The organism is Streptomyces sp. NPDC056061 (assembly GCF_042266885.1).
Classification (GTDB): domain Bacteria; phylum Actinomycetota; class Actinomycetes; order Streptomycetales; family Streptomycetaceae; genus Streptomyces.
The window spans coordinates 329,360-354,991 of sequence record NZ_JBHJWQ010000004.1 but is presented as its reverse complement, the minus strand read 5'-3'; the positions used below and the strand labels follow the sequence as shown (position 1 = coordinate 354,991).

At 71.6% G+C, this 25,632-nt stretch carries 24 protein-coding genes; 11 read left to right on the top strand and 13 right to left on the bottom strand.

The features are described from left to right. Positions 1-187 precede the first annotated feature (187 nt). The gene (locus ACFC79_RS09690; RefSeq protein WP_376237382.1) at positions 188-1,171 is read right to left on the bottom strand and encodes a UDP-glucuronic acid decarboxylase family protein; all 984 of its coding nucleotides are present in this window, start codon (positions 1,169-1,171) and stop codon (positions 188-190) included. A 343-nt stretch (positions 1,172-1,514) separates the two neighbouring features. On the opposite strand from ACFC79_RS09690, the gene ACFC79_RS09685 reads away from it, so the two are divergent. Genes ACFC79_RS09685 through ACFC79_RS09650 form a run of 8 tightly spaced genes read left to right on the top strand, consistent with a single transcriptional unit; the run spans position 1,515 to position 10,515 of the window. Further along, on the top strand, positions 1,515-2,270 hold the full coding sequence (locus tag ACFC79_RS09685; RefSeq protein WP_376237380.1) for an ArpA protein: 756 nt from the start codon (positions 1,515-1,517) through the stop codon (positions 2,268-2,270). A 38-nt stretch (positions 2,271-2,308) separates the two neighbouring features. Further along, on the top strand, positions 2,309-3,298 hold the full coding sequence (locus tag ACFC79_RS09680; RefSeq protein WP_376237378.1) for a glycosyltransferase family 2 protein: 990 nt from the start codon (positions 2,309-2,311) through the stop codon (positions 3,296-3,298). Further along, positions 3,295-4,557: an ATP-grasp domain-containing protein gene (locus ACFC79_RS09675; protein WP_376237376.1), complete on the top strand. Its 1,263-nt coding sequence runs from the start codon at positions 3,295-3,297 to the stop codon at positions 4,555-4,557. The genes ACFC79_RS09680 and ACFC79_RS09675 overlap by 4 nt, the downstream gene beginning before the upstream one ends. Continuing rightward, positions 4,554-5,222, top strand: a complete 669-nt coding sequence (locus ACFC79_RS09670; RefSeq protein ID WP_376237375.1) for a hypothetical protein — start codon at positions 4,554-4,556, stop codon at positions 5,220-5,222. Before ACFC79_RS09675 ends, ACFC79_RS09670 begins: the two co-directional genes overlap by 4 nt. Before the next feature lie 29 nt (positions 5,223-5,251). Next, positions 5,252-6,559, top strand: a complete 1,308-nt coding sequence (locus ACFC79_RS09665; protein WP_376237373.1) for a phenylacetate--CoA ligase family protein — start codon at positions 5,252-5,254, stop codon at positions 6,557-6,559. Then, positions 6,556-7,848, top strand: a complete 1,293-nt coding sequence (locus ACFC79_RS09660; RefSeq protein WP_376237371.1) for a hypothetical protein — start codon at positions 6,556-6,558, stop codon at positions 7,846-7,848. The genes ACFC79_RS09665 and ACFC79_RS09660 overlap by 4 nt, the downstream gene beginning before the upstream one ends. 46 nt (positions 7,849-7,894) lie before the next feature. After that, on the top strand, positions 7,895-9,475 hold the full coding sequence (locus ACFC79_RS09655; protein ID WP_376237369.1) for a cation:proton antiporter: 1,581 nt from the start codon (positions 7,895-7,897) through the stop codon (positions 9,473-9,475). Continuing rightward, positions 9,472-10,515, top strand: coding sequence for an NAD-dependent epimerase/dehydratase family protein (locus ACFC79_RS09650; protein WP_376237366.1), 1,044 nt, complete (start codon positions 9,472-9,474; stop codon positions 10,513-10,515). The genes ACFC79_RS09655 and ACFC79_RS09650 overlap by 4 nt, the downstream gene beginning before the upstream one ends. A 48-nt stretch (positions 10,516-10,563) precedes the next feature. Here ACFC79_RS09650 and ACFC79_RS09645 read toward each other — a convergent pair whose 3' ends face one another. The 6 genes from ACFC79_RS09645 to ACFC79_RS09620 form a co-directional block, all read right to left on the bottom strand. Then, positions 10,564-11,868, bottom strand: coding sequence for a phenylacetate--CoA ligase family protein (locus ACFC79_RS09645; protein ID WP_376237363.1), 1,305 nt, complete (start codon positions 11,866-11,868; stop codon positions 10,564-10,566). Next, entirely contained in the window at positions 11,865-12,596 is a 732-nt protein-coding gene (locus ACFC79_RS09640; protein ID WP_376237362.1) for a hypothetical protein, read from the bottom strand. The genes ACFC79_RS09645 and ACFC79_RS09640 overlap by 4 nt, the downstream gene beginning before the upstream one ends. Before the next feature lies 1 nt (position 12,597). After that, positions 12,598-12,960 carry a YybH family protein gene (locus ACFC79_RS09635; RefSeq protein WP_376237360.1) on the bottom strand — a complete coding sequence of 121 codons (363 nt, stop codon included), beginning with the start codon at positions 12,958-12,960 and terminating at the stop codon, positions 12,598-12,600. A 95-nt stretch (positions 12,961-13,055) separates the two neighbouring features. Beyond that, on the bottom strand, positions 13,056-14,045 hold the full coding sequence (locus ACFC79_RS09630) for a hypothetical protein (protein ID WP_376237358.1): 990 nt from the start codon (positions 14,043-14,045) through the stop codon (positions 13,056-13,058). Continuing rightward, positions 14,035-15,690: a lysine--tRNA ligase gene (locus ACFC79_RS09625; RefSeq protein WP_376237355.1), complete on the bottom strand. Its 1,656-nt coding sequence runs from the start codon at positions 15,688-15,690 to the stop codon at positions 14,035-14,037. Before ACFC79_RS09625 ends, ACFC79_RS09630 begins: the two co-directional genes overlap by 11 nt. 130 nt (positions 15,691-15,820) lie before the next feature. Further along, on the bottom strand, positions 15,821-16,429 hold the full coding sequence (locus tag ACFC79_RS09620) for a DNA-binding response regulator (RefSeq protein WP_376237354.1): 609 nt from the start codon (positions 16,427-16,429) through the stop codon (positions 15,821-15,823). 153 nt (positions 16,430-16,582) lie between these two features. Between ACFC79_RS09620 and ACFC79_RS09615 the strand changes: the two genes are divergently transcribed. Genes ACFC79_RS09615 through ACFC79_RS09605 form a run of 3 tightly spaced genes read left to right on the top strand, consistent with a single transcriptional unit; the run spans position 16,583 to position 19,325 of the window. After that, the gene (locus ACFC79_RS09615) at positions 16,583-17,323 is read left to right on the top strand and encodes a sensor histidine kinase (RefSeq protein ID WP_376237352.1); all 741 of its coding nucleotides are present in this window, start codon (positions 16,583-16,585) and stop codon (positions 17,321-17,323) included. Then, positions 17,320-18,315, top strand: coding sequence for a type I pantothenate kinase (gene coaA / locus ACFC79_RS09610; RefSeq protein WP_376237349.1), 996 nt, complete (start codon positions 17,320-17,322; stop codon positions 18,313-18,315). The genes ACFC79_RS09615 and coaA overlap by 4 nt, the downstream gene beginning before the upstream one ends. 50 nt (positions 18,316-18,365) lie before the next feature. Continuing rightward, the gene (locus ACFC79_RS09605; protein WP_376237346.1) at positions 18,366-19,325 is read left to right on the top strand and encodes a DUF389 domain-containing protein; all 960 of its coding nucleotides are present in this window, start codon (positions 18,366-18,368) and stop codon (positions 19,323-19,325) included. 70 nt (positions 19,326-19,395) lie between these two features. Here ACFC79_RS09605 and glmM read toward each other — a convergent pair whose 3' ends face one another. From glmM to ACFC79_RS09575, 6 genes are all read right to left on the bottom strand, one after another. Then, positions 19,396-20,754: a phosphoglucosamine mutase gene (gene glmM, locus ACFC79_RS09600; RefSeq protein WP_376237343.1), complete on the bottom strand. Its 1,359-nt coding sequence runs from the start codon at positions 20,752-20,754 to the stop codon at positions 19,396-19,398. Positions 20,755-21,061: 307 nt separating this feature from the next. Continuing rightward, positions 21,062-21,580: a 30S ribosomal protein S9 gene (rpsI, locus tag ACFC79_RS09595; protein ID WP_073786812.1), complete on the bottom strand. Its 519-nt coding sequence runs from the start codon at positions 21,578-21,580 to the stop codon at positions 21,062-21,064. Between the two features lie 44 nt (positions 21,581-21,624). Further along, complete coding sequence (gene rplM / locus ACFC79_RS09590; protein WP_376237341.1) at positions 21,625-22,068, bottom strand: 50S ribosomal protein L13; 444 nt, start codon at positions 22,066-22,068, stop codon at positions 21,625-21,627. A gap of 391 nt (positions 22,069-22,459) precedes the next feature. Beyond that, positions 22,460-24,088: an ABC-F family ATP-binding cassette domain-containing protein gene (locus tag ACFC79_RS09585; RefSeq protein ID WP_376237339.1), complete on the bottom strand. Its 1,629-nt coding sequence runs from the start codon at positions 24,086-24,088 to the stop codon at positions 22,460-22,462. Positions 24,089-24,693: 605 nt separating this feature from the next. Beyond that, on the bottom strand, positions 24,694-24,957 hold the full coding sequence (locus ACFC79_RS09580) for a hypothetical protein (RefSeq protein ID WP_376237336.1): 264 nt from the start codon (positions 24,955-24,957) through the stop codon (positions 24,694-24,696). A 225-nt stretch (positions 24,958-25,182) separates the two neighbouring features. Beyond that, on the bottom strand, positions 25,183-25,626 hold the full coding sequence (locus ACFC79_RS09575; protein WP_376237333.1) for a hypothetical protein: 444 nt from the start codon (positions 25,624-25,626) through the stop codon (positions 25,183-25,185). Positions 25,627-25,632 lie beyond the last annotated feature (6 nt).

The following is a 25,632-nucleotide window of genomic DNA, read 5'->3' as shown; positions in this document are numbered from 1 at the left end:
ACCGCCGCCCGGACGGCGGACCCGGGACCGGGAGCGGTCCCCCGGAGGGCAGGACCGGGCGAGGTGCCCCGGGCCGCGGGGCCGGGGGCATCCGCCCGGACGGGACTTTCGAAACGCTCCCCAGGTCCTGGGCCGACACGGAGATTCCCCTCGTTGTGCGACTGCCCGTCCAGGGTGCCGGTGCTCCCTACAAATCCTCTGCACCGGCCAATTGCAGGTGCGCGTGCCCGCCCTGGAGCCGGTCGCGGAACCATGCCACGGTCTCGGCGAGTCCGCGTGCGGTACTGACCCGCGGCTGCCAGCCCAGGTCCTCGTGAGCCCTGGTGGTGTCCGGGCGGCGGACGGACGGGTCGTCCACGGGCCGCGGCACCTGCACGATACCGGAGGCGGACGCGGTGAGTTCACGGATCCACTCCGCGAGCCGGAGCACCGAAATCTCTTCCTGGTTACCGAGGTTGACCGGCCCGGCGTGGGTGTGGCCGGCCATCCGCACCAGTCCGTCGACCAGATCGGAGACGTAGCACAGCGAACGCGTCTGCGAGCCGTCACCGGCCACCGTGATCGGCTCGCCGGCGAGCGCCTGCCGGATGAACGTGGGTACGGCACGGCCGTCGTTGGCCCGCATCCGGGGCCCGTAGGTGTTGAAGATGCGGACGATGCCGGTGTCGACGCCATGGGTGCGCCGGTAGGCCATGGTGATCGCCTCGGCGTACCGCTTGGCCTCGTCGTAGACGGAGCGGGGTCCGACCGGGTTGACGTTGCCCCAGTAGCTCTCGGGCTGCGGGTGCACCAGCGGGTCGCCGTACGTCTCCGAGGTGGAGGCGAGCACGAACCGGGCGCCCTTGTCGCGGGCGAGGTCCAGCAGATGGCGGGTGCCCTCGGACCCCACCCGCAGGGTTTCCAGCGGCAGTTCGAGGTAGTCGACGGGCGAGGCGGGCGAGGCGAGGTTCAGCACGGCCGCGATCTCGCCCTCGACGGTGAGCGGACCCGCGCTGACGTCTGCCTCGATCAGCCGGAACCGGTCGTCGGCGGCGAGGTGGGCCACGTTCCGTGGATCGCCGGTGCTGAAGTTGTCGACGCAGACGACACCCCAGCCGTCCGCGAGCAGTCGCTCGCACAGATGCGAGCCGAGAAAGCCCGCCCCACCTGCCACTACAGCTGTCCTGGCCATTTTCGTTCCCTCCCTGGAATCGCATGGCGTACCCGCACAGGAATGTCAGGACGATCCCCGGGGCGCATTGGAATGTGGCAGGAGAAAACCGGTTCCCGCAAGGGTGTGTTTCTCATGGTCCGACCCGGCATGAAGATCTCACATGCGATATGAGTTCCTCACACCGGGCTACCGGCGGGATTTGTTCACGTCGAATCGGTGAGCTGAACACTACCGGTGGCGACATTCCCCCGAGCAGAATCCAATGCGTCAACAGCGGCCGGAGGAGGTCCCGCCGAAGGGACCGTCAACTGAATTCCGGCAGCAGTGATCCGGCAGCAGCACAGTGGAGGAGTCGCACGCCATGACGGAGAACGCCATCACCGCGGCCAACGTGGAAGAGCTGATCGCGAAGAACCTCTCGGAGCGCTTCAGCGACGACCACGAGGTCCTCAAGCTCTCCCAGCACTTCCGCCGGGAGGGCTATGTGAAGCTTCCCGGCCTGGTCTCCGAGGAGGTCTTCGCCGCGGTCGCCGACGAGACGCACCAGCTGATCGACACCCACCAGAAGCGCATCGACATCCGCCTCAAGGAGACCGGCGACTCGCCGCGCTACATGTCGACGGTCGGCCAGAAGGCGATCGCCACGGACGGCTCGCTGATCCCCGCCGTCTACGAGTCCCCCGCGCTCAAGGGCTTCCTGTCCCGCCTGGCCAAGGAAGAGGTGATCGGCTGCCCGTGGGACGAGGAGAAGTACATCATCACCCGCCAGCACCAGAAGGGTGACACCCACGGCTGGCACTGGGGCGACTTCAGCTTCACGGTCATCTGGCTGATCGAGGCCCCGTCCCTGGAGTTCGGCGGCATGCTCCAGGCCATTCCGCACACCGACTGGAACAAGGACGACCCGCGCGTCGAGGAGTACCTCCAGGAGCACCCGATCCGCTCCTACGGGCACGCCAAGGGCGACCTGTACTTCCTGCGTTCGGACACCACCCTGCACCGCACGGTCCCGCTGAACGCGGACAAGACCCGCATCATCCTCAACACCTGCTGGGCGAGCGACGCCGACCTGTCGAAGACCGCCACGCACGAGACCATGACGGCGATGTTCGACTAGGAGGCCGAAAATAACGAGAGCAGAGAATGATGGCCAGGATGCCTGCCACGCTTTCGATCACCGCGATGGTGCCCTGTTACAACGAGGAGGAGTGCATAGAGCAGGCATACCTGGAAATCAGGAAGGAGATATACCGGTACGAGGATTCCGAAATCCTCTTCGTCGACGACGGAAGCACCGACCGCACCCTTGAGATCATCAAGCGGATAGCCGAATCGGACTCGCGCGTCAGCTACGTCTCGTTCGCCCGGAACTTCGGTCTCGAATCCGCGTTCACCGCCGGATTCGCCTATGCGTCGAAAGAATGGACGGTCCAGCTCGACGCCGACCTCCAGTCCCCGCCGGCCGAACTCCACAAGCTCGCGCAGCGGGCCGTGGAGGGCGGGTACGACGCGGTCTTCGCGGTCCGCACGGCGCGCCGGGACCCCTGGCACCGGCGCCTCGGCACCCGGGGCCACCAGGCCATCGCCACCCGGATCCTCGGCATCGAACTTCCCGTCCATGCCTCGGTGTTCCGGGTGGTGCGCACCTCGGTGGCCCGCAAGGTCGCCGAGTGCAAGGTCAGCACCCCGTACTTCATCGCCACCCTGCCGCTGATCGGGGCGCGCTACACCACCGTGGAGACCGCGCACTCCGCGCGGAGCGCGGGCCGGGGCAAGTGGTCGCTGGGCAAGCTGTTCGGGCACGCGATCGACCTGTTCGTCGGCTTCTCCTACCGGCCGCTCGTCCTCGTCTACCTGGCGGCGGCGGGTGCCGCCGCCGCCGCGGCGGGCCTCGTGCTCGGCCACGGCGACGCCCGGCTCCTCACCGCCGCGTCCGTGGTCCTGCACGCCGTCGGCCTCGGCACGCTCGCGCTGTTCGCCCGCTACCTGGTGCGCATCATGCGCGGCAGCGCCGGCCTGCCGCGCTACCAGATCCGTGAGGCCAACGTCCCCGTACGGCCGGACGACGACCTCTACGCGTACCGACACGAGTCCACCGGCCGGGCGACCCCCGGAACGGTGCTGCAGACAGGGAATCTGCCATGACCAAGTCCCACATCCTCGTGCTCGGCGGGGGCGAGGACCAACTGCCCGCGTACCACGAGGCCCGCCGCCTCGGCTACGGCGTCATCGGCGTCGACCAGCGCCCCGACGCGCTCGGCGCCGCCGCCGCCGACCTGTTCCTCCGCATGACCACCCGGGACCCGCAGCGGATCGCCGCCATGGTGGGCCACCTCGACGTCGCGGCGGTGATCTCACCGGCCAGTGACGCGGCACAGGAATCGGTCGCCGAGCTGAGCCGCATCCTCGGGACCCCGCACCAGCCGGCCCCGGACGCGGTCCGGGCCTCCGTCGACAAGGGCTACTTCCACTCCGTCCTGGAGCGGCTCGGACTGCCCACCTACCGCCACGTCCAGTCCGCCGACCCGGACGAACTGGCACGGGCCGCCGCCGAACTGCCGCTGCCCGTCATCGTCAAGCCCAGCGACTCCTCCGGCAGCAAGGGCGTCCAGGTCGTCGCCGACCCCCTGGCCCTGCCCGCGGCGCTGGACGAGGCGCGGCGCTACTCCTTCTCCGGGCGGGTGATCGTCGAGGAGATGCTGCTCGGCAGGCACCTGTCCGCCGAGGCGTTCCTGCGCGACGCCAGGCTCGGCACCGTCGCGGTGACCGAGCGCACCACCACCGGCGCCCCCCGGATGATCACCACCGGGCACACGGTGCCCGCCGAACTGCCGCCCGCCACCGAGATCCGGCTCCGCTCGCTGATCATGGACATCTGCGGGGAACTCGGGCACGTCGACGGGCCGGTCAACTTCGACTTCGTCGTCGACGACCGCACCGAGGAGATCCGCTTCATCGAGATGGGCGCCCGGCTCGGCGGCAACGGCATGCCGCTGCTGGTCAAGCACGCCTACGGCATCAACACCTACGAGGCCGCGCTGCGCCTCGCACTGGGCGAGGACTTCGATCTGGCGCCCCGCCACAACAGGAAGACCGCCCTGCGGATACTCACCAGCGACACCGACGGCATCCTGCGCACCGTCGAGGGCGCCGACGCGGTCCGCGCCCTGCCGCAGACCGTCGAGCTCCAGATCTTCGCGAACCCCGGGAGCCGGGTCCACCGCTACACCCAGGCGGGCCACAAGCTCGGCTACCTCCTGCTCGTCGCCGACAGCCACACCGAACTCCGTGAGGCGCGGACCCGGGCCGAGACCCTGCTCCGCTTCGGCGTGGAGGCCGACCCGCCGCACGCCCCGCGCACTCCGCCCGTCAGCCCCGAACTCCTTACGGAGAAGACCCCGTGAACACCGTCCGGCGCAATGCGCCCTTCCTGATCCTCTTCGCGCTCGCCGCCGTCTTCGCGGGCATCGTGTGGTTCGTCATGCCGCACGACCGCGAGGTCAAGAGCCTCGGCGTCCTGCTGTTCAAGCTGGTGCCGTTCATCCTGGCCACCGAGGCCGTCGCCCAGCTCGACCCGGCGTGGGCCAAGAAGATCCACTTGCACCTGGCGATACCGCTGTGCTTCCTGCTCTACTTCGTCTACTTCGTGCCGAAGATCTTCTTCGTCGCCGAGGTCCACCCGGAGCTCTACTACTACATCCTGACGCTGACGCCGTTCCTCGTACTGAGCTTCGTCTTCTCGTTCCGCGTCGGCGGCGGCGCCTCCCACCTGGTGCGGCGGCTGTCCTACGCGATGATCCTGCTGATGCTCTCCGGCGTCGAGGACTTCGCCTACCTCACCGTCAACGACCACACCGACCCGCAGTGGCAGACCATCCCCGAGGTGTGGAACTGGGCCTCGCACATGACGGTCTTCATCGGCCACGCGCCCAGCAAGTACGAGGCGTACGCCTTCATCATCACCCACCTCGTGCTCGTCGTGTTCGTACTGTTCGCCCCCACCCGCTGGTTCGCCCCGGTCACCCGGCTCTTCCGCCGCTCCGGCACCCGGGTCCCCGAGGCCGGCTGACGGCCGGCCGCGTCGAGGAGACGACGACGATGTTCCTCCGAGAGGCCTGGTACGTGCCCGTCACGTACGCCCGCCAGTACGGCACCCGGGGCTCGCTGCGGCGCCGGCAACTGGCCCAGCTCAACGCGATGCTGGCGCACGCCCGCACCCGGGTGCCGTACTACCGCGACCACCCGGACTACCGCACCGGACCGCTGCGCACCCTCGCCGACGCGGCCCGGCTCCCGGTCCTGAACAAGGAGGTCCTGCGCGGCAGGCCCCTGGAGGACTTCCTCGCCGACGGCGTGACCCCCGGCACCCTGCCCACCTTCCGCACCAGCGGATCGACCGGGCGCCGGGTCACCGTGGTGCACGACCAGCGCAGCCACGACTACCACATGGCCGCCTGCGTGCGCCGCTTCCTGGCGACCAACCGCTACCTGCCGACCGACCGGCTCTCACACATCCGGCCCTTCGCCCCGCCCTCGCGCGGCTTCGAGAAGGCCAAGCTGTTCCGGCGGCACGTGCTGCTCACCGACCGCCCGATGGACGACATCAAGGCCGAACTCCTCGCCGAGCGGCCCCGGGTGATCATCGGCTACCCGGTGCACCTGCGGGCCCTGCTCCGGGCCCTGACCCCGGCCGAACTCACCGTTCTGCGCCGCACCCTGCGGCTGGTCATGACCGAGTCCGAACTCCTCGTCGACGCCCATCGGGCGCTGTTCGAGAAGGAGTTCGGGGTGCCGGTGCGCGACGAGTACTCGGCGTTCGAGGTGCTCAACGTCGCCTACGAGTGCACGCACGGCCGGGCCCATCTCGCCGAGGACCGCCTCCTGGTGGAGATCCTCGACGAGCAGGACCGGCCGCTGCCGGACGGCACCGAGGGGCGGGTGGTGGTGACCGCGTTCATGGAACGCGCGATGCCGCTGATCCGCTACGACCTCGGCGACGTCGGCAGGATCGAGACCCGGCCCTGCCGGTGCGGGCGGCGCTTCCGCACCCTGCGGCTGACCGTCGGCCGGGTCAACGACTCGGTCCTGCTGCCCACCGGACGCCACCTCTACCCGGACACCTTCCTGCACCTGGCGGCAACGTTCCCCGGCATCGCCGAGTGCGCCGTCCACCAGGACCGCGAGGGCGCCGTCCGGCTGGACGTGGTCCCGGCCGAGCCCCTGGACGAGGACGCCTGGGCCGAACTGTGCGCGGCGGTGGCCGAGCGGCTGCACACCGTGGCGGAGTGCGCGTTCCCGCTCCGCGTCGTGAAGACCGACCGGATCGAGATCACCGCGGGCGGCAAGGGCCGCTTCGTCACCTCCGAGGCGGTGGCACCCGGGCCGGTGCCGGCCGACGCCCCATGACGGCCGACGCCCCGGCACCGACCCCTGCCCGGATCCGGCCGACGGACGGGGCCGCCTCGCGGCGGCCCACCGCCGGGCTGCTGACCTCGCTGCTCGCCGGACGCGCCGCGTTCCGCCTCGCCCTGCTCGGGGCGAACACCGTCCTGCTGGCGAGCTGGGGCCAGGGCCCGTACGCGCACTACGCCGGGGCCATGGGCACCGCCCAGGTCCTCACCACGATCACCTCTCTCGGTATCGAGAAGTCCGCCCTGAAGCTGGTCCCCCGGGCCCGCCGCACCGGCGGGCAGCTGATCAGCGTCTTCCTGACCTGCGCACTGGCCCTCGCCGGCGCGGTCGTGCTGTGGCTGGGCTGCGCGACGGTGTTCACGGCGGGCGACGACCACCGGATGGCGATGCTGCTGGCCGGCCTGTACGCCGCCCTGCTCGGTCTGAACACGGTCCTCGTCGGCCTGTGCCGGGCGCTGGGCCGCGACCGGGCCGACATCGCCAACTTCGCGACCCTGTCGCTGATCGTCGTCACCGGGACCGCCCTCACCGCCCTGCTCGACCGGGGCCCGGTCTTCTTCATCGGCTGGCTCCTCGGCGGGACCGCCCTGCTCAACCTGGCCCACCTGCCCGCGCTGTACCGGGCCGCCGCCCGGCCGGTGCGCCGCACGGTGGCCGTGCCCGCCGTCACCACTTCCCTGCTCATGGCGGCCGGGGACGTGGCGGCCTCCGGCACGCTCAGCCTGCTCTTCGCCCTGCTCGGCGCCTCCCGCCACCACGAACAGAGCGGCCACCTCTACCTGATGGTGCTCGCCTCGTCCGTCCTGCTGAACGGCTTCGGCTACCTCATGCGGCTCTTCCAGCCCCACGTGTCGCTGACCCTGCGCACCGTGGAGGCGGACCTGCTCGACCGCCGGGTGGTGCGGCGGCTGCCGCAGATCGCGGTGGTCGGAACGGTGTGGACCGTCCTCGCGCTCCTGCTCACCCATCACGCCGAACGCAGCGGCCTGGTGTCGCCACCGGTCGCCGTCCTGCTCCTGTACGTCCTGTGCGTACCGATGTTCTTCGCGGTCGGCAGCGTCAACTACCTGCTGGAGAACGCCACCGCGCGCACCCTGCGGGTCACCGCCGCCGGCTCGGTGGCCGGGCTGGTCTGCGCGGTCCTGCTCGGTCTGGTGCTGGTGCCCGCGCTCGGCGCGCTCGGGGCGGTCACCGCCCTCGTGACCGGGGAGATCGCCCACGCCCTGGCCGCCCGCCTGCTGCTGCGGACCACCGCGCGACCGACCACCGCTCCGGCCCCGTGACCACCGCGCCCCCGCGCGCATCCGACCCACCTGGGGAGCCCACCCGATGAACGACCATCCTCGGACCGGCCGCGGTCCCACCGACGGCCGTCCCGCCGAAGCCCGCCCCTCGGACGACCAGCGCACGGACGACCGCGCCGCGGACCAGCACCGGGAGGACGACCGCCGGGAGGACGGGCACCGCACGGACGGGCGGACCGCCTGGCGCGGCATCGTCTACCCGCTGCTGATCTCCGTCCTCGCCCTGGGCGCGCTGTTCGCCGTGCTCGGCCTCGGCGTCGGTGTGCCCGACGACCTTCCGGCGGGCTCCACCGCGACGCCCCCGGCCGAAACCGTGCACGCCAGTGAGACGCTGCTGCGGATGGTGGCCGCGCTCGCCGCCGTCGCCGCCGTCGCCGCCGCGGGCGGCGCGCTCGCCCGCCGGCTCGGCCAGCCGCCCGTCGTCGGCGAGATCGCGGCCGGTCTGCTGCTCGGCCCCTCCTGCCTCGGCGCGTTCCTCCCCGCCTCGAAGGAGCTGTTCTTCCCGGAGACGGCCGGGCCGGTGCTCAACCTGCTCGCCCAGGTCGGCCTGATCCTCTTCATGTTCTCCGTGGGATCCGAGTTCGACCCCTCCCAACTGCGCCGCAGCGGACGCGTGGTGGGCGCGGTCAGCCAGGGCAGCATGATCATCCCGTTCGTGCTGGGCGTGCTGTCCTCGGGACTCGTCTACCGCGAGTTCGCCGCCGGGCACGTCGGCTTCCTGCCCTTCGCGATCTTCCTCGGCACGGCGATGAGCATCACCGCGTTCCCGGTGCTCGCCCGGATCGTGCAGGAGTCGGGCCTGTCCCGCCACCCGCTCGGCACCATGGCGATGACCTGCGCCGCGGCCTGCGACGTCATCGCCTGGGGCGCCCTCGCCACCGCGATGGCCGTGGCCGGGGCGGGCAGCGTCTGGGGCGCCGGCGGAACGGTGCTGCTGGCCGCCGCCGTCGCCGCCGCCGTGCTGCTGCTGGGCCGCCCGCTGGTGCGGGCCGTCGAACGGTGGTCGGACCGGGTCGGGCTGCCCTCCGCCGCCCGGCTGGTGTTCCTGCTGCTGCTCGTCTTCTCGCTGGCCTGGCTCACCGACCTGATCGGCGTCCACTCCATCTTCGGCGCGTTCCTCGCCGGTCTGCTGCTGCCGCACCGCGCGGGCAGCTCGCTGACCGCGGTGCAGACACGCGTCGACTCCCTCAACCGGCGGCTGCTGCTGCCGCTGTTCTTCCTGTCCGTCGGCATGACCGTCGACCTCACCGAGGTCACCGGGCACGCCGGGCTGCTGCTGGCCGGCACGGTCGCCGTCGTCACCGCGGTGGCGGGCAAGCTCGCCGGAACCGCCGTCACCGCCCGTGCCGCGGGCCTGTCCTGGCGCTACTCGCTCGGACTCGGCGTGCTGCTCAACGCCCGTGGCGTCACCGAGATCGTCGTGCTCCGGGCCGGGCTCGACGCCGGGCTGATCAACCAGAACGCGTTCACCGTCCTGGTCGTGATGGCCGTCCTCACCACGGTGATGACCGGCCCCGCACTCGCACTGCTCGGGCTCTCCGGCCGGCCCGCGTCCCCCACCCCCGCGCACCCAGAACCCGCCCCCAGAGAGAAGGAACCCGCATGACCACCAGCGCCCCCACCGCCCCCGTCTCCCTCGTCACCGGCGGCGCCGGCTTCATCGGCTCCCACGTGGCGCGCGAACTCCTCGCCGCCGGCCACCGGGTGATCGTCCTCGACGACCTCAGCGGCGGTGTCCGCGGCAACGTCCCCGCCGAGGCGGAGTTCCGGCACGGCAGCGTCTGCGACCCCGAGGTGGTCGACGCCGTGTTCGCCGCCCACCGCGTCGACTACGTCTTCCACCTCGCCGCGTACGCCGCCGAGGGCCTGAGCCACTTCATCAAGCGCTTCAACTACATGAACAACGTGGTCGGCAGCGTCAACCTGATCAACGCCGCGGTCAACGCGGGCTCGGTGAAGTGCTTCGTGTTCACCTCGTCCATCGCCGTCTACGGGGCCGCACAGCTCCCGATGCGCGAGGACCTGGTGCCCGCGCCCGAGGACCCGTACGGCATCGCCAAGTTCTCCGTCGAGCAGGAACTCCAGGTCACCCACCGGATGTTCGGGCTCCCCCACATCATCTTCCGGCCGCACAACGTCTACGGCGAGTACCAGAACATCGGCGACCGCTACCGCAACGTCATCGGCATCTTCATGAACCAGGCGCTGCGCGGCGAGGAGTTCACCGTGTTCGGCGACGGGGAGCAGACCCGCGCGTTCAGCTACATCAAGGACGTGGCGCCCGCCATCGCCCGCTCGGTGGAGATCCCGGAGGCGTACAACGAGGTCTTCAACGTCGGGGGCGACCGGGTCTACAGCGTCAACCGCATCGCGGCGGCGGTCTGCGACGCGATGGGCGTGGAACTGCGCGTCAACCACCTGCCGGAGCGCGACGAGGTGCGGGACGCCTACGCCACGCACGACAAGGCCCACAAGGTGTTCGGCGTCCCCGAGCACCCGGTGGACCTGGAGGACGGCATCGGCAGGATGGCCCGCTGGGTGAAGGAGGTCGGCCCGCAGGAGCCGTCCGTGTTCTCCGGCATCGAGGTCGTCCGCAACCTGCCGCCGTCCTGGCGGGCCGCCCTGGAGGAGCGCCGCTCGATCTGACGGCCGGGGGCCTTCGGCGGCGGCCCGGCCGGGCCGCCGCCCCGGGGATCAGCCGCGCGCCCCGGACCGCGCCTTCACGAGCTTGACCTTGCCGTTGCGCTCCGGCGCGATGAACGGCACCGGGGTGACCGTCACGTCGAAGCCCGGCACCGCCTCGCGCACCGACGCGGCGATCCGGTCCACCACCGACACATCGGCGTGCGGCTCCAGCACCACCGCGACGGTGACCTGGGCGGGCCGCTCCTGCACCAGCTGCATGCGGGCCACCTCGCGGAAGTCCTGCACCTTGTAGGTGAGGAAGTCGGCGTAGAACTCCCGCCCGTCCGCGTCGCGGAAGCGGTCCTCGCTGCGCCCCTGCACCCGCAGCACCACCGGGGTGCGGCGCCCGCAGCCGCAGTCGGCCGGGCCGATCGTGACCCGGTCGCCGAGCCGGTAGCGGATAAGCGGCATCGCCTCGCTGTACAGCCGGGTCACCAGGATCTCGCCCTCCACCTCGCGGCTGCCGTCGGCGAGGACCGCGGTCCCGTCGTCCTGCTCCACCTCGACCACCACGTCCGCGCTCCGCAGGTGCAGCGAACCGCGCCGGCAGGTGCGGGCCACCGTGAACACCTCGACCGAGGCGTACACCTCGTGGCAGCGCGCCCCCAGGTGTCCGAGCACCCGGGCCCGCGCGGTCGGGGTCAGCCGCTCGCCGCCGAACAGCACCCGGCGCGCCCCGGTGTAGCGCGTGCCGCGCCGCTCCAGCTCGTCCACGACGGAGGCGATCACGTGCGGGAAGCCCACCAGGAAGGTCGGCCGGGCCGCCAGGAACGCCTCCACCTGCTCGTCCAGGGTGGCGCTGGTGTCGATGTGGAAGGTGCGCAGCAGGCCGAACCGTTCCAGCGGGTGCCGCAGGAACGGCTTGACCCGGAAGTACGCCATCCGGTCCCACGGACGCAGACCGGAGACCAGCATGTCGTACAGGTACGAGGCACGCAGATACCCCAGGTCGCGCTCCGAGTTGCGGATGGTGATGGGAATGCCGGACGAGCCGCTGGTGGTGCCCGGTTTGGTGGTGGCGGTGGTGAACCCGGCCGCGAGCAGTTCCTCGGGCGGGCAGGAGTGCAGGTCCGTGCGGTCCAGGACCGGCAGCGACGGCAGGTCCCGCGGGCCGCGGAAGGCGGCGGCCGTCGCCGGGTCGATCAGTTCCCGGTAGCGCGGCACCCGCGCCTGCGCGTGCCGCACCAGCCGGACCAGCAGCCGCCGCTGCTCCTCGGCGAGCCGTTCCGGGGAAGCCCGGTCGAGGCGTACGGTCCGCACCAGGTTGCGCAGCACGGGGCCGAGCTTCATGACGGGTGAGAGTCCTGGGGTCATGGTGTTCTCCGCAAGATGGGGGTGCCGTGCACGGGGCAGCGCCCCGGCCGGAACGACTCCGCCGCGTCCGGACGGGCGTGGACGAGGGTGGGAAGGCGGCTGCGCAGCAGGGTCAGCACGGTCGCGCCGCCGATGAGGCGGGCGTCCACCCGGCCGGTGCCGAGGTGCAGTTCCCCGCAGGACGGCGGCACCGCCCCGAGGTGGCCGAGCCACGGCTCGTACCAGAGCGAGCCGGGCAGCGGCCCGGACCCGGCGATGTCGGCGAGGCTCGTGCGGGCCACCCGCACGTGGTCCGGGCCGCACGGCGTGCCGGGGTCCCCGACCACCAGCGCGGGGCCCTCGGGCAGGGTGCCGGTCGGGCTTCCGGGTTCCGCGTACGGGTCGGTGCGGGCGTCGGCGGTGAGCACGACCCGCCAGGTGGAACCGTGGGCCCGCACCGGGTCGCGCAGGCCCCGGGCCGCCTCGTACACGTCCAGGCCGCGGGTGCGGTGGCCGGCCAGCCGGAGCGCCCGGTGGAGCTCGTCGACGTATTCGGCCGCCGGGCGGCCGGGCTCCCGGCGGGCCGGTGGCGCGGCGCCCAGCGGCATCAGCAGGTGCCGCCGCTCCTCCGCCTCGGCGCGGGTGAGCGGCGGCAGGGTCCCGGTGGCGGCGTACCGCTCCCGGTAGTGCGGAACCGTGCGCACCGCGCGTCGCACGGTCCGCGGATAGGTGTGCGGTCCGCCGCCCATGTCAGCAGAGGGTGTTCTGGTCGTGGACGAGCAGCCACCGGTCGTCCGCGCGGGCGAAGACCAGGCTGAGCAGGTAGGACAGCCGGTAGGGCTCGCCCTCCGCATCCAGGTCGCGGTAGTCGACGCGGAGCACGGCGACCGCGGTGTCCCGTTGCACCACGGAGCTGGTGAGCTCGGTCTCCATCGTCCAGTCGGGGTCCTGGAACCAGTCCCGGTGGAAGGCCCGCACGTCGGCGGCGCCCGTCACGGTCTTCCCGTTGGGCAGGATGCAGGTCGCCTCGTCGTGGACCGTCTCCATGTACGCGTCCAGGTCGCGGGCGCCGATGGCCGCCAGGTGACGGTCGAGGGCGGTGGTGAACTCCATGCGGGGTCCTGCTTTCTCGGCGTGGTGCCGTACTCGGTCCGGCGCGCGTGTCCTCGCGGGCCGGGAAGGGGAGGTCGTGCGGGTCGGGGAGGAACTCAGAAGGGGACGGCGACGGCGTGCCGCTCCACCGCGACGGCGCCGAAGGACTCCTTGAGTCCGCGCATGCCGGGCCCCAGTTCCACCGCGCCCACCCCGACGCCGATCATCCGGTCGATCTCGCGCAGGTACAGGTCCAGGTACAGGTCGCGGGTCCCGTCCGAACCGGTCACCGTGGTGGCCCAGCCGCCGGGCACGTCCAGTACCAGGTCGAGCGAGAGCAGCCGGCCGGACGCGCGTTCGCGGTGGGTGAAGTAGGCGGCGCCCGGGTGGGTGTTGAGCCGCTCGAAGTAGGCGGGCAGCAGCGGGGTGGTCGTCCCGGGGCGGCGGGTGTGCTTCATCCGGGTCAGCTGGTCGAGCCGGCTGGCACGGACCGGGTCGACGGCCGCCACCCGGCCCGTCGCCAGGCCGGGGTCGGCGCCGATCCGCTCGTACAGGGCGGTCAGCCGGCGGCGCCGGGTGCGCGGCAGTCCCGCGAAGTAGGCGTCCATGGAGTCCCAGCGGTTGTGCAGCACCGAACAGGGCGCCGTCCGGCGGCGGACCGTGAACCGGCCCGGGATGTCGGCGAGTTCGCCCTGCTCCACGTCCCGGTGCAGGACGCCCAGGCAGCGGGTGCCCAGGTGTCGGCGCAGCGCCCGTTCGAAGGTGCGCAGGGCGGTGCGGCGGGCGGCGGGGTCGAGCCGGTCGGCGTAGGTGCGGCCCCTGCTGAAGCTGTTCGGCAGATGGATCTGGAACCAGCCCGGCGAGCGCGGGCGCCCCGCGTCGGCGAAACGGCGGGACGGGGACAGCAGCCCGAGCAGTCCGCAGAACGCGGCGACCGGTTCGCCGGAGTCGCGGACCAGGCCCGCGTGCACCGGCCGGACGCTGCCCCAGGCGGCGGCCTCCAGCAGCGACTCCTCCCACAGGACGCAGCCGTTCGACGCCCGGACGAAGGCGTCCCAGCCGTCGGGGGCGGGGCCCCGGCCGGGGGTGAAGATCTCAGCCCGCATGCGGTACTGCCTCCTGGAGCACGGGGTCGTGGTGGTCGGACGGCCCGCCCGGCCGCTCCGTCGGCAGCGGTTCGCCGCACAGCGGGCGGCGGCCGTGGTCGCGGTGGGCGGCCAGGGCGTCGGCGAGCACGGCGGGGGTCAGGGCGTCGGCGAGGGTGTCGAGCCGGGGCCCATGCGCGGTGCCGAACAGCGCCCCGTAGATCTCCCGGAAGTCCTCCCGGGTGCGGGCGTCGTGGGGGGCGCCGGGCCCGTCGTGGGCGCGCAGCTGTTCGATGAGCCGGTCGACGGCCGGGCCGGTGCGGGTGGGAACGGCCGTGCCCGGGTAGCGGTGCCGGCCGTGGCTGCGCAGCCAGGTCTGAGCGTGCCGCACGCGTTCGGCGAGGAACTCCCCCGCCGCGTGCGGGTGGCGGCGTTCCAGGTGGCGCAGGGCCGGGGCGGCCCGGCCGCCGTGCGCGTAGAGCGCGCCGACCACCGACCGCATGCCCGGCAGCACGGCGCGTTGCGCCGGGTCCTCGTCGCTCAGCAGGTCCCACAGGACGCGCGCCCGTTCCCGGTCCGGCACGGCGCGCGCGAACCGGTCGAAGGCGTCGTACGCGCCGAAGAACGCGCCGGGGCCGAAGCCGAGCCGGAAGTCGGAAAGGCAGTTGCCGCGGGCGTACAGCCACAGCACCAGGACCGGCGGGTACACCGCCAGCAGGTCCCGGACGTACGGGCCGCCGCCGCGCGAGCCGGACACCTTGCCGTCGCCGCGCTCGCCGCGAACCAGCCCGTACGGCACGATGACCGGCTGCGGGCGGCCGAGGTAGTGGTCGTAGACGGGACGGGTGCGGTCCATCGTGCTGCCCGCGCTGCAGTGGTCCTGTCCGGCGGGCTCGCAGTCGATGTGCTCGTGGGCGACCCGCAGGGCCCAGTCCAGCGCCCACGACGGCTTGACGGCCGCCGGGTCGGATGCGGTGAGTTCGGCGCCGCACGAGCGGCAGCGGTACCGGGCCGCCGCCGCGCCGAGTTCGTGGATCTCGGTGTCGTTGCGGCCGCACTGGAGGCAGTAGACGGCGAACAGGTCGCGCCCGTCGTCCTTGCCGAGCAGCCGGGCCAGCCGTCCCGCGTCGCGCTGGAGGCGCCGCTGCCGCTCGCGGTACTCGCCCGAGCGGTAGCGCTCGAACTGGTAGTGCGTCTCCCACCGGGAGCCGGACGGTGTCCGGCCGTCCTCGTCGGCGTCGGCCGGCAGGATGCCCACGTCCCGCAGCTCCGCGAGGTACGTCCGGCAGATCCGGGTGGCCCGCTCCCGGTGCACGGCCAGCGGGCGCCCGCCGTGTCCGGCGAGTTCCGGGTCGCGGGCGGCCTGGCTCTCGCGCACCGGGTCGTAGTCGTCGAAGCTCAGCAGGATCGCCGAGCGCCGTCCCATCCCGGTCAGCGCCCGGTGCACCAGATGGGCGCAGACCGTGTCCCGGAAGTTCCCGATGTGGAAGTAGCCGGTCGGGGACATGCTCGTCTGGATCAGGATGCGATGGTGCGCGGGGTGCCGGTCGGCGAGCCGCCGCGCGTAGTCGAGCGCCCAGTGCGGGGCTGCCCGGTCCTGCGCGTGCAGACCGCCGCCGGGCACCTTCGCCGCGGCCCCGCCCCGCACCCGCGCGCGTCGTGTCATTGGCATGACGGCAGTACAGCGCGAGCGCCGATGAAGGTCCTATAACGGCCCGGGGCCGTCCCGGCGGCGGGTGCCCGTCGGGCGGCCTCCGGCCGCTGTCGCTCCCGATCGGCGGTCACCCGGCGGGCTCTCAGACCAGCCAGCCGTTCTCCCGGGCGATCCGCAGCGCGTCGACGCGGTTGCGCGCGCCGAGCTTGTTCACGATCGTCGTCAGGTAGTTGCGCACCGTGCCCACCGACAGGTTCGTGGCGGCTGCGATCTGGGCGGCCTCCGCACCCCCGGCGACCCGGTCGAGCACCTCGACCTCCCTCGGCGTGAGCGGGTTGTCCCCGATCTCCCAGGCGGCCATGGCCAGTTCGGGGTCGATGATGCGCCGCCCCGCCCCGACCTTGCGCACCGCGTCCATGAGTTCCTCGGGCGAGGAGTCCTTCGGCAGGAATCCGCCGACCTGCGCCTCCAGGGCCCGCCACAACTGGCCGGGGCGCGGCATGCCGGTGAGGATCAGCGTCCGGCAGTCCGGCACCTGTTCCCGCAGCCGGGCGGCGGCGGCGATTCCGTCCATCCCCGGCATGCCGATGTCGAGCACGGCGGTGTCGGCGCCGGTACGGATCACGGCCGGCACCACCTCGCTGCCGCTGCCCACCTGGGCCACCACCTCCAGGTCCGGCTCCAGATCCAGCAGCGCGGCGAGCGCCACCCGTATCACGTGCATGTCCTCGGCCAGCACGATCCGCTGCATGCGGTCCCCCTGTTCCCCCTCGGCCGGTCTGGTCGCCGTTCTGTGTACCAGGGAACGGAGCGCGGCCGGACGGGCCGTATAGCCCGGTGATAGCGCCCCCGGTGAAGCTCTGCGGCAGCAGGAGCAGTTGACGACAGCAGACCGGGGGACGCCGTGCCACAGCCTCTGACCGCACCGCCCACGCCCGCACCGCCGCGCGCGGACGCCGTGCTCCCCGCCGCCGAACGGCGCCGGATCGTCGTGGCGGAGCGGGTGCGCTTCGCCCGTGACCTGCACGACTTGGTCGGGCCGGGGCTGTCGGCGGTCATCCTCCAGTGCGAACTGGCGAACCGGCTCCTGGACAGCAGGCCGGAGACCGCCCACGACCAGCTGGCCGAGGCGCTGCGGGGCATGCGCCGGATCCTGGACGAGGTGCGGACGGTGGCGCACGGCTACCACTGCCTGTCCCTGGACACGGAGTTCGAGTCCGCCCGGACGCTGCTGGAGTCCGCGGGCGTGCGGACCGAGGTCGTACCGGGGAGCGCGGCGCTGCCCGCACCGCTCCAGACCGTCCTGGCCGCGGTGGTGCGCGAGGCGACGGCCAACGTGCTGCGGCACAGTGCGGCCCGATCGTGCGCACTGCTGGTCCGGACGGGCCCCGGATCGGTCCGGCTGACCGTCACGAACGACGGCGTCCCGGCCCGCCGGGCCGCCGGACCGGCCCCGGGCATCGGCCTGCGCAGCCTCGCCGAACGGGTCGCCGCGGTCGGCGGGCACCTCACCCACGGCCCCGGCCGCCCGGGCCACCACACCCTGGAGGCCCGTTTCCCGCTGTCGGCGGCGGGCGCGTCCGCCGCCCACGTGACCGAGCCCACCCCCCACTCCGTCCACACTCCCGCAACAATGAACACGTGATCTCTTCGCCGCCACGGAGCCCCCACCGACGCGTCGAGCACGCGGCGACCCCGTACGTCGATCTGTCGCGCGCCGAATGGAGTGCCCTGCGCGACAGGACCCCGCTGCCGCTGACCGCCGAGGAGGTGGAGCGGCTGCGCGGGCTCGGGGACGTCATCGACCTCGACGAGGTGCGCGACGTCTACCTGCCGCTCTCCCGGTTGCTCAACCTCTACGTCCAGGCCACGTCCGGCCTGCGCGGCGCCCTGAACACCTTCCTCGGGGACGCGGGCAACGGGCAGGGCGCCCAGCGCGGCACCCCGTTCGTCATAGGGGTCGCGGGCAGTGTCGCGGTCGGCAAGTCCACCAGCGCCCGTCTCCTCCAGGCCCTGCTGGCCCGCTGGCCCGAGCACCCCCGGGTGGAGCTCGTCACCACGGACGGGTTCCTGCTGCCGATGAAGGAGCTGAAGGCGCGCGGGCTGGTGTCGCGCAAGGGGTTCCCCGAGTCGTACGACCGGCGGGCGCTCACCCGGTTCGTCGCCGACATCAAGGCCGGCAAGGAGGAGGTGTCGGCGCCCGTCTACTCGCACCTCATCTACGACATCGTGCCGGACGAACGGCTCGTGGTGCGCCGCCCCGACATCCTGATCGTCGAGGGCCTGAACGTGCTCCAGCCCGCGCTGCCCGGCAAGGACGGCCGCACCAGGGTCGGGCTCGCCGACTACTTCGACTTCAGCGTGTACGTGGACGCGCGGACCGAGGACATCGAGAGCTGGTACCTCAACCGGTTCAGGAAGCTGCGCGAGACGGCGTTCCAGGACCCGTGCTCGTACTTCCGCAAGTACACCCAGGTCTCCGAGGAGGAGGCGCTGGAGTACGCGGCCACGATGTGGCGGACCATCAACCGGCCGAACCTCGTGGAGAACGTCGCGCCGACCCGGGGCCGTGCCACGCTGGTGCTGCGCAAGGGCGCGGACCACAAGGTCCAGCGGCTCTCCCTGCGCAAGCTCTGACCCGCCGCCCGTCCCCGCCGCCCGCCCGCCCGCACCGAGGAGCCCGCCGCGTGCTGCACCTGCGCCTGATCGTCCCGGCCGCCCGTACGGACGAGGTGGTGCGCCTGCTGGAGGGCACCGTCGGCACGGCGCACCTCGTGGTGATGCCCGGGGTCGCCCGCGACCCGGTCGGCGACGTGGTGTTGTGCGACGTGGCGCGCGAGGCGGGCGACGGACTGATCGGCGCGCTGCGCGGGCTCGGGATCGACGAGCAGGGCTCCATCGGCGTGGAGCACCTCGATCTCGTGCTGTCGGCCCGCGCCGAACGGGCGGAGGAGGAGGCGCCGGGCGACGGCGCGGACGCGGTGCTGTGGGAGGAGCTGACCGAGGCCACCAGCGAGGAGTCGACGTTCAGTGTGACGTACCTGTCGTTCCTCGCCGTCGCGACGATGCTCGCGGCCATCGGCGTCATGCTCGACAACGCGATCCTGATCGTGGGCGCGATGGCGGTCGGCCCGGAGTTCGGACCGCTGGCCGGGATCTCCACGGCCCTGGTGCAGCGCGCCCCGCGCCTCGCTCTGCGCTCGCTGCACGCGCTGATCGGCGGCTTCCTGCTCGCGATGGTGCTGACGGCCGGGTTCGCCTGGCTGCTGGACGCGTTCGGACAGTTCAGCTACGCGATGATCGAGGCGGACCGGCCCAACACGTCGTTCATCTGGAAGCCGGACCCGCTGTCCTTCGTGGTGGCGTTCCTCGCCGGGATCGCCGGGACGCTCTCGCTCACCTCGGCGAAGTCCGGTGCGCTGATCGGCGTCGCCATCTCGGTGACGACGGTTCCGGCCGCGGCGAACGCCGCGGTGGCGTTCAGCTACGGCGAATACGGGCAGATGTGGGGTTCGGCCGCCCAGTTGCTGGCGAACCTCGGCGGAATCGTGGTCGCGGGGACGGCGACGCTGCTGCTCCAGAAGTACCTGTGGGCGGTCCGGCGCCGCCGCGCGTCCCGCGGCGGACGCCTCTCCGGCAGCCGGTAGCACCGTCGCCCGCCCCGCGCGCCCGGCCGCCCGGCGGCGGACCGGGGCGCGCGGGATCAGCTGCGGACGCTCAGCCCAGCGCCGACTTCACCACGTCGGCGAGCCGTTCGGCGATCGCCCGTGCCTGGTCGATGTCGGCAGCCTCGACCATGACCCGCACCAGCGGCTCGGTGCCCGACTGACGCAGCAGCACGCGGCCGGTGGAGCCCAGTTCGCGCTCGGCCTCGGCGACGGCGTCGGCGATCTCCGGCGAGGTGCCGACGCGGGACTTGTCGACGTCGGGGACGTTGATCAGCAGTTGCGGCAGCCGCTGCATGACCCCGGCCAGGTCGGCCAGGGTACGGCCGGTGGCGGCGACCCGGGCCGCCAGCAGCAGACCGGTCAGCGTGCCGTCGCCGGTGGTGGCGTGGTCCAGGACGATGACGTGGCCGGACTGCTCGCCGCCCAGGGCGTAGCCCTCGGCCTTCATCGACTCCAGCACGTAGCGGTCGCCGACGGCGGTCTGGACGAGCTCGATGCCCTCCCGCTCCATGGCCATCTTGAAGCCGAGGTTGGACATGACCGTGCCGACCACGGTGTCCTTGCGCAGCTGCCCGGCCTCGCGCAGGGCGAGGGCGAGCACGGCCAGGATCTGGTCGCCGTCGACCTCCTCGCCCGCGCCGTCCACGGCGAGACACCGGTCGGCGTCGCCGTCGTGCGCGATGCCGAGGTCGGCGCCGTGCTCGACGACGGCGGCCTTCAGCAGGTCCAGGTGGGTGGAGCCGCAGCCGTCGTTGATGTTCAGGCCGTCCGGATCGGCACCGATCGTGACGACCTCGGCACCGGCCCGCGCGAAGGCGGCGGGCGAGACCCGGGAGGCCGCTCCGTGCGCCTCGTCGAGAACGACCTTCAGTCCGTCGAGCCGGTTCGGGAGGACACCGACGAGGTGGCTCACGTACCGGTCGAAGCCCTCGGTGTAGTCGGTGACCCGGCCCACCCCGGCACCGGTCGGACGCGCCCACGGCTCGCCGGTGCGGTGCTGCTCGTAGACGGTCTCGATCCGGTCCTCCAGCTCGTCGGCGAGCTTCTGCCCGCCGCGGGCGAAGAACTTGATGCCGTTGTCCGGCATGGCGTTGTGGCTGGCGGAGAGCATCACGCCGAGGTCGGCACCGAGCGTGCCGGTGAGATGCGCCACCGCGGGGGTCGGCAGGACCCCGACCCGCAGCACGTCCACGCCCGCGCTGGCGAGCCCGGCGACGACGGCGGCCTCCAGGAACTCCCCGGACGCACGTGGGTCACGCCCCACCACGGCGGTCGGCCGATGCCCCTCGAAGGTCCCCGCCTCGGCAAGCACATGCGCCGCAGCGACCGACAGACCGAGCGCGAGCTCGGCCGTCAGATCCGCGTTGGCGACACCGCGCACACCGTCCGTGCCGAAGAGTCGTCCCACTGGTGTCCTCCGAAGATGCTCCGAAACCGCAATACAAACCAAGACAAAACAAACCAAAGCAATACAGCTGTCCCCCGTGCGCCCGGCGCACCGGGCACCCGCCGGGCCGATGCCCGGCGACGGTCCACCCCGAGGACAGGTCGCGCACGCACACGAGCCCTGAGACCCGCGCACCCAGCCGTCTTGCCGCACTTAAGCGTATGAACGCCTCATCCCGTTATACGCCCAGGGGTACCGATAGACGAACGCCCCGGCGAGCACGAGATGTGCCGCCGGGGCGAACGTGTAAAGCAGGTGAGCAGGCGGTTTAGCGCTTGCTGTACTGCGGGGCCTTGCGGGCCTTCTTGAGACCGGCCTTCTTGCGCTCGACCGCACGGTCGTCGCGGGAGAGGAAGCCGGCCTTCTTCAGCGTCGGACGGTTGTTGTCGACGTCGGCCTCGTTCAGCGCACGAGCAACGCCGAGGCGCAGGGCACCGGCCTGACCCGAGACGCCGCCGCCCGAGATGCGGGCGATGACGTCGTAGCGGTCGTCGAGTTCGAGCACCTTGAAGGGCTCGTTGACTTCCTGCTGGTGCACCTTGTTGGGGAAGTAGTCCTCAAGGGTGCGGCCGTTGATCTTCCACTTGCCGGTGCCCGGAACGATCCGGACGCGGGCAATGGCGTTCTTCCGACGGCCCAGGCCGGCGGCGGGCTGCGGGTCGCCGAAGCGGGACGCCAGCGACTCGCTGGTGTACTCGCCCTCGACGGGAACCTCCGACTCGAAGGTGGTCACCTCGGCGAAAACCTCTTCGCCCTCGACCGGGTTCTCAACAGTGGTCTCGGCCACGATTCTCCTCAGATCTTTCTTTTGGTCTTGGGGGGAGGCCGGAACTACTGCGCGACCTGGGTGATCTCGAACGGGACCGGCTGCTGAGCAGCGTGCGGGTGCTGGTCGCCCGCGTAGACCTTGAGCTTCGAGAGCATCTGACGGCCCAGGCTGTTCTTGGGGATCATGCCCTTGATGGCCTTCTCGACGGCCTTCTCGGGGCTCTTGGCGAGCAGCTCGTCGTAACGGACGGAGCGCAGACCACCCGGGAACCCGGAGTGGCGGTACGCCATCTTCTGGGTCTTCTTGTTGCCGGACAGGTGAACCTTGTCGGCGTTGATGATGATGACGAAGTCGCCCATGTCCATGTGGGGGGCGTAAGTCGCCTTGTGCTTGCCGCGGAGGAGGTTCGCAGCCGTGGTGGCCAGACGGCCCAGGACGATGTCCTGCGCGTCGATGATGTGCCACTGGCGCGTCACATCGCCGGGCTTGGGGCTGTACGTACGCACGGTCGTAGCCTTCGCTTCTTCAGTGAGTGGGTCCTGACAAGGCCACCCGGACGATCACACCAGCCCTGGCGGTACCACGGGGACGCAACCCGAGTTCCTGCCGCTGGTCATCGGCCCGGTGGACCGGCGTAAGGGCCCCTCGCGTGAGAACGACCAAGCCAATACGCATAACAAACCAGAAGCCTACCTTCGCTCCCCCGCACGGGTCAAAATCGCCCGTCGTACCACCCGTCGCGCCGCCACGGCACCCCCGCCCGGCCCCCTCCCGGTGCCCGGCCCTCCCGGCGGACGGCGCCCGGCCCGGCCGTCGGCGGCACCGGGGCCGGGCGGCCGTCACGCGACGGGCGCGGGCCGCGGCGGCCGGCACCCGACTGGCCGGGGGGCACCGGGATCAGCGCGCCCGCTCCACCCGCCGCTCGTCCCACACCGGCTCCTTCGACTCCCGCACCACACCGTCCGAACCGAACACCAGATACCGGTCGAAGGACTTCGCGAACCACCGGTCGTGCGTGACCGCGAGCACCGTCCCCTCGTACACCTCCAGACCGTCCTGGAGGGCCTCGGCCGACTCCAGGTCCAGGTTGTCCGTCGGCTCGTCGAGCAGCAGCGCGGTCGTACCGGCCAGCTCCAGCAGCAGGATCTGGAACCGCGCCTGCTGCCCGCCCGACAGCTTCTCGAACGGCTGGTCGCCCTGCCGCTCCAGCTCGTAGCGGCGCAGCACCGACATCGCCCCGCCCCGGTCCCTGGCGTGCTCCTTCCACAGGATCTCGACGAGCGTGTGGCCCAGCAGCTCCGGATGCGCGTGGGTCTGAGCGAAGTGGCCGGGCACCACTCGCGCCCCGAGCTTCCAGGTACCGGTGTGCGCCACCGGCTCGCCCGCGAGCAGCCGCAGGAAGTGCGATTTGCCCGACCCGTTCGAACCAAGGACCGCGACCCGTTCCCCGTAGAAGACCTCCAGGTCGAACGGCTTCATCAGCCCGGTCAGCTCCAGGCCCTGGCAGGTCACCGCCCGCACCCCGGTCCTGCCGCCGCGCAGCCGCATCCTGATGTCCTGCTCGCGCGGCGGCTCCGGCGGCGGCCCGGCGTCCTCGAACTTCTTGAAGCGGGTCTGCATGGCCCGGTAGCGGGACGCCATGTCGGGGCTGTTGGCCGCCTGCTGCCGCAGCCGCAGGACCAGCGCCTTCAGCCGGGCGTGCTCCTCCTCCCAGCGGCGCAGCAGCTCCTCGAACCGGGCGAACCGGTCCCGTCGCGCCTGGTGGTACGTGCCGAAGCCGCCGCCGTGCACCCACACGTCGCTGCCTGCCGGACTCGGCTCCACACTGACGATCTTCTCGGCGGCCCGGGACAGCAGCTCCCGGTCGTGGGAGACGAAGAGGACCGTCTTGCGGGTCTCCTTCAGCCGGTCCTCCAGCCATCGCTTGCCGGGGACGTCGAGGTAGTTGTCCGGCTCGTCGAGCAACAGCACCTCGTCCGGCCCGCGCAGCAGGGCCTCCAGCACCAGCCGCTTCTGCTCCCCGCCGGACAGCGTGCGCACCTCGCGCCACTGCGCCTTCTCGTACGGGACGCCGAGCGCGGCCGTGGTGCACATGTCCCAGACGGTCTCGGCCTCGTAGCCGCGGGCCTCCGCCCAGTCGCTCAGGGCCTGCGCGTACGCCATCTGCGCGGCCTCGTCGTCGACGGTGAGGATCGCCTCCTCGGCCGCGTCGACCGCCTTCGCCGCCTCCCTGATCCGCGGCTGGGCCACGGACACCAGCAGGTCGCGCACGGTCCGCTCGTCCCGCACCGAGCCCACGAACTGCGGCATCACGCCCAGCCCGCCGCTCACCGACACCGATCCGCCGTGCGGCTGGAGCTCGCCGGAGAGCAGCTTCAGCAGCGTGGTCTTGCCGGCCCCGTTGGCTCCCACGAGCGCGACCACGGCCCCGTCCGCCACCCGGAACGACGCATCGCCGAGCAGCACCCGCCCGTCCGGCAGGTAGTACTCAAGATGGCCTGCTTCGAGATGTCCCATGCACAGCATTGTCGCGGTCCGCGAAGTCCTGGCCCAACCGATTTGTGTCGCGCCTGGCCTCCCTGCTTCGCTTCGAGTGGTTGAGCCGGGGTGGTGGCGGAGGACTGGTGCCGTAGCCCCGTGGCCATCGAGTCGCATGGCTTGGGCCCGCCGCTCGGGCCGGGGGTCTCCAACGGCAGCCGCACCGCCCCCTCGCCGCCGAGTCCGGCGTCTGCCGCATGGCCTTCCGCAAGCGGCACGCGAACTCGAAGAACGAATTCGACGAGCGTATCCGCACGGAGACCAAACGGAGACCGAGCAGGTCCCGAAGACAGAGAAGCAGCTGCGGGCGACCGTTGTTGAGCTCAAGAAGTCCATCGCGAACCAGCGAGCCGAGCTCGAAGAGCTCCGCCGGCCGGTGACCAACCCGACTCCCGTCGACGCCGTCCTCGTCCAGGGGCCGAAGAAACCGACGGAACCCGCCCCGACACCGGACAACGCCATCCCGTTCCGTCCGCCCACCGACTGAACCGACGGCCGTGCTCAGCCGTCCCCGGCTCGAACAGCCAGTTGAGCACATAGATCCGCACGACTGAGTACGTCTACTGGTACGCGACGGACGGCCCGAGGGCCGCTTACGGCTGACTCGACGCCGTCGACAGGTCCCGCAGCGCTGGGGACAAGTCATCCGCGCCGCCGAGCGCCCTGTTGCCCGTCATCACATACAGCAACTCTCGTGCGGCTGAGCGCACGCCTCCATCGACACCGTCGCTTCCGTTCCGCTCTCCGCCCATAACCCGACCAGGAATTTCGAAGAAAATTCCCCCTCGAACCAGGCGACATATCCGCGGCAGCGTGATAACGACCATCTCCTCCACGACCTTGATGAAGTTCTCCATGAACCGAGAATCGTCTTCCTCGAGCCAATGGATCTGGCCCTCGGGAAAGCCTTTTTCGACTCAAGTCGCGTGCTGGGCTCCCCACACATCCTCTCGAAGCTGATTCGGAGTGGCAGCCACCACGGCGGGCTTGATGTCAGTCTCGCCCGCCGCGCCGATCACACTCCACGACCACCTCGCCCACCGCCAGTACCGCTGCTTGAGGAGGTGCGGCACGAATCGGTCTCAGTCCGGCAAGGCTGCCAGTGCTTCACGCAGCTCATCGGTTGAGTACCCGGTGCGTAGGGAAATCTCCCGGGGACTGTGGGCATGGAGGACCCAGCGCGCAGCGGGAGCCCACCACTGCGCGACGCCGGCGGGAACGGTGACGGTCATGTGGGCGGACACCGCCCCGGTGCGGTTGTCTCCGTCACGGGCAAAAGCTGGCACGGCGTCCGATTCAGGGAGCGTCGTCGAGAAGACAAGCATCAAACGGTGGGCTTCCCCATGCTCTTTAGAATGCCGACGAGCGCTCCTGAGCCGTGACAACAGATCTTCCAGTTCTTCGGCATCGCATCCGAAACTCTGCAGTCTCTCGGCGGGGAACTCATTGAGTTCGCGTGTCAGGAAGTAAAGCCTCGTGAACTCCGATTGGGAGAGACTGACGCTGCGGCTGGTTTGCTCGGACATACCACT

Coding starts and splice junctions, on each gene's coding strand:
- ACFC79_RS09585 (WP_376237339.1), bottom strand. CDS start 24,088: ATGCTGTGCATGGGACATCTCGAAGCAGGCCATCTTGAGTACTACCTG.
- ACFC79_RS09690 (WP_376237382.1), bottom strand. CDS start 1,171: ATGGCCAGGACAGCTGTAGTGGCAGGTGGGGCGGGCTTTCTCGGCTCG.
- ACFC79_RS09665 (WP_376237373.1), top strand. CDS start 5,252: ATGTTCCTCCGAGAGGCCTGGTACGTGCCCGTCACGTACGCCCGCCAG.
- ACFC79_RS09680 (WP_376237378.1), top strand. CDS start 2,309: ATGCCTGCCACGCTTTCGATCACCGCGATGGTGCCCTGTTACAACGAG.
- ACFC79_RS09635 (WP_376237360.1), bottom strand. CDS start 12,960: ATGGAGTTCACCACCGCCCTCGACCGTCACCTGGCGGCCATCGGCGCC.
- ACFC79_RS09640 (WP_376237362.1), bottom strand. CDS start 12,596: ATGGGCGGCGGACCGCACACCTATCCGCGGACCGTGCGACGCGCGGTG.
- ACFC79_RS09685 (WP_376237380.1), top strand. CDS start 1,515: ATGACGGAGAACGCCATCACCGCGGCCAACGTGGAAGAGCTGATCGCG.
- ACFC79_RS09575 (WP_376237333.1), bottom strand. CDS start 25,626: ATGTCCGAGCAAACCAGCCGCAGCGTCAGTCTCTCCCAATCGGAGTTC.
- ACFC79_RS09630 (WP_376237358.1), bottom strand. CDS start 14,045: ATGCGGGCTGAGATCTTCACCCCCGGCCGGGGCCCCGCCCCCGACGGC.
- ACFC79_RS09660 (WP_376237371.1), top strand. CDS start 6,556: ATGACGGCCGACGCCCCGGCACCGACCCCTGCCCGGATCCGGCCGACG.
- ACFC79_RS09580 (WP_376237336.1), bottom strand. CDS start 24,957: ATGGAGAACTTCATCAAGGTCGTGGAGGAGATGGTCGTTATCACGCTG.
- ACFC79_RS09675 (WP_376237376.1), top strand. CDS start 3,295: ATGACCAAGTCCCACATCCTCGTGCTCGGCGGGGGCGAGGACCAACTG.
- ACFC79_RS09645 (WP_376237363.1), bottom strand. CDS start 11,868: ATGACCCCAGGACTCTCACCCGTCATGAAGCTCGGCCCCGTGCTGCGC.
- ACFC79_RS09620 (WP_376237354.1), bottom strand. CDS start 16,429: ATGCAGCGGATCGTGCTGGCCGAGGACATGCACGTGATACGGGTGGCG.
- ACFC79_RS09650 (WP_376237366.1), top strand. CDS start 9,472: ATGACCACCAGCGCCCCCACCGCCCCCGTCTCCCTCGTCACCGGCGGC.
- ACFC79_RS09655 (WP_376237369.1), top strand. CDS start 7,895: ATGAACGACCATCCTCGGACCGGCCGCGGTCCCACCGACGGCCGTCCC.
- ACFC79_RS09625 (WP_376237355.1), bottom strand. CDS start 15,690: ATGACACGACGCGCGCGGGTGCGGGGCGGGGCCGCGGCGAAGGTGCCC.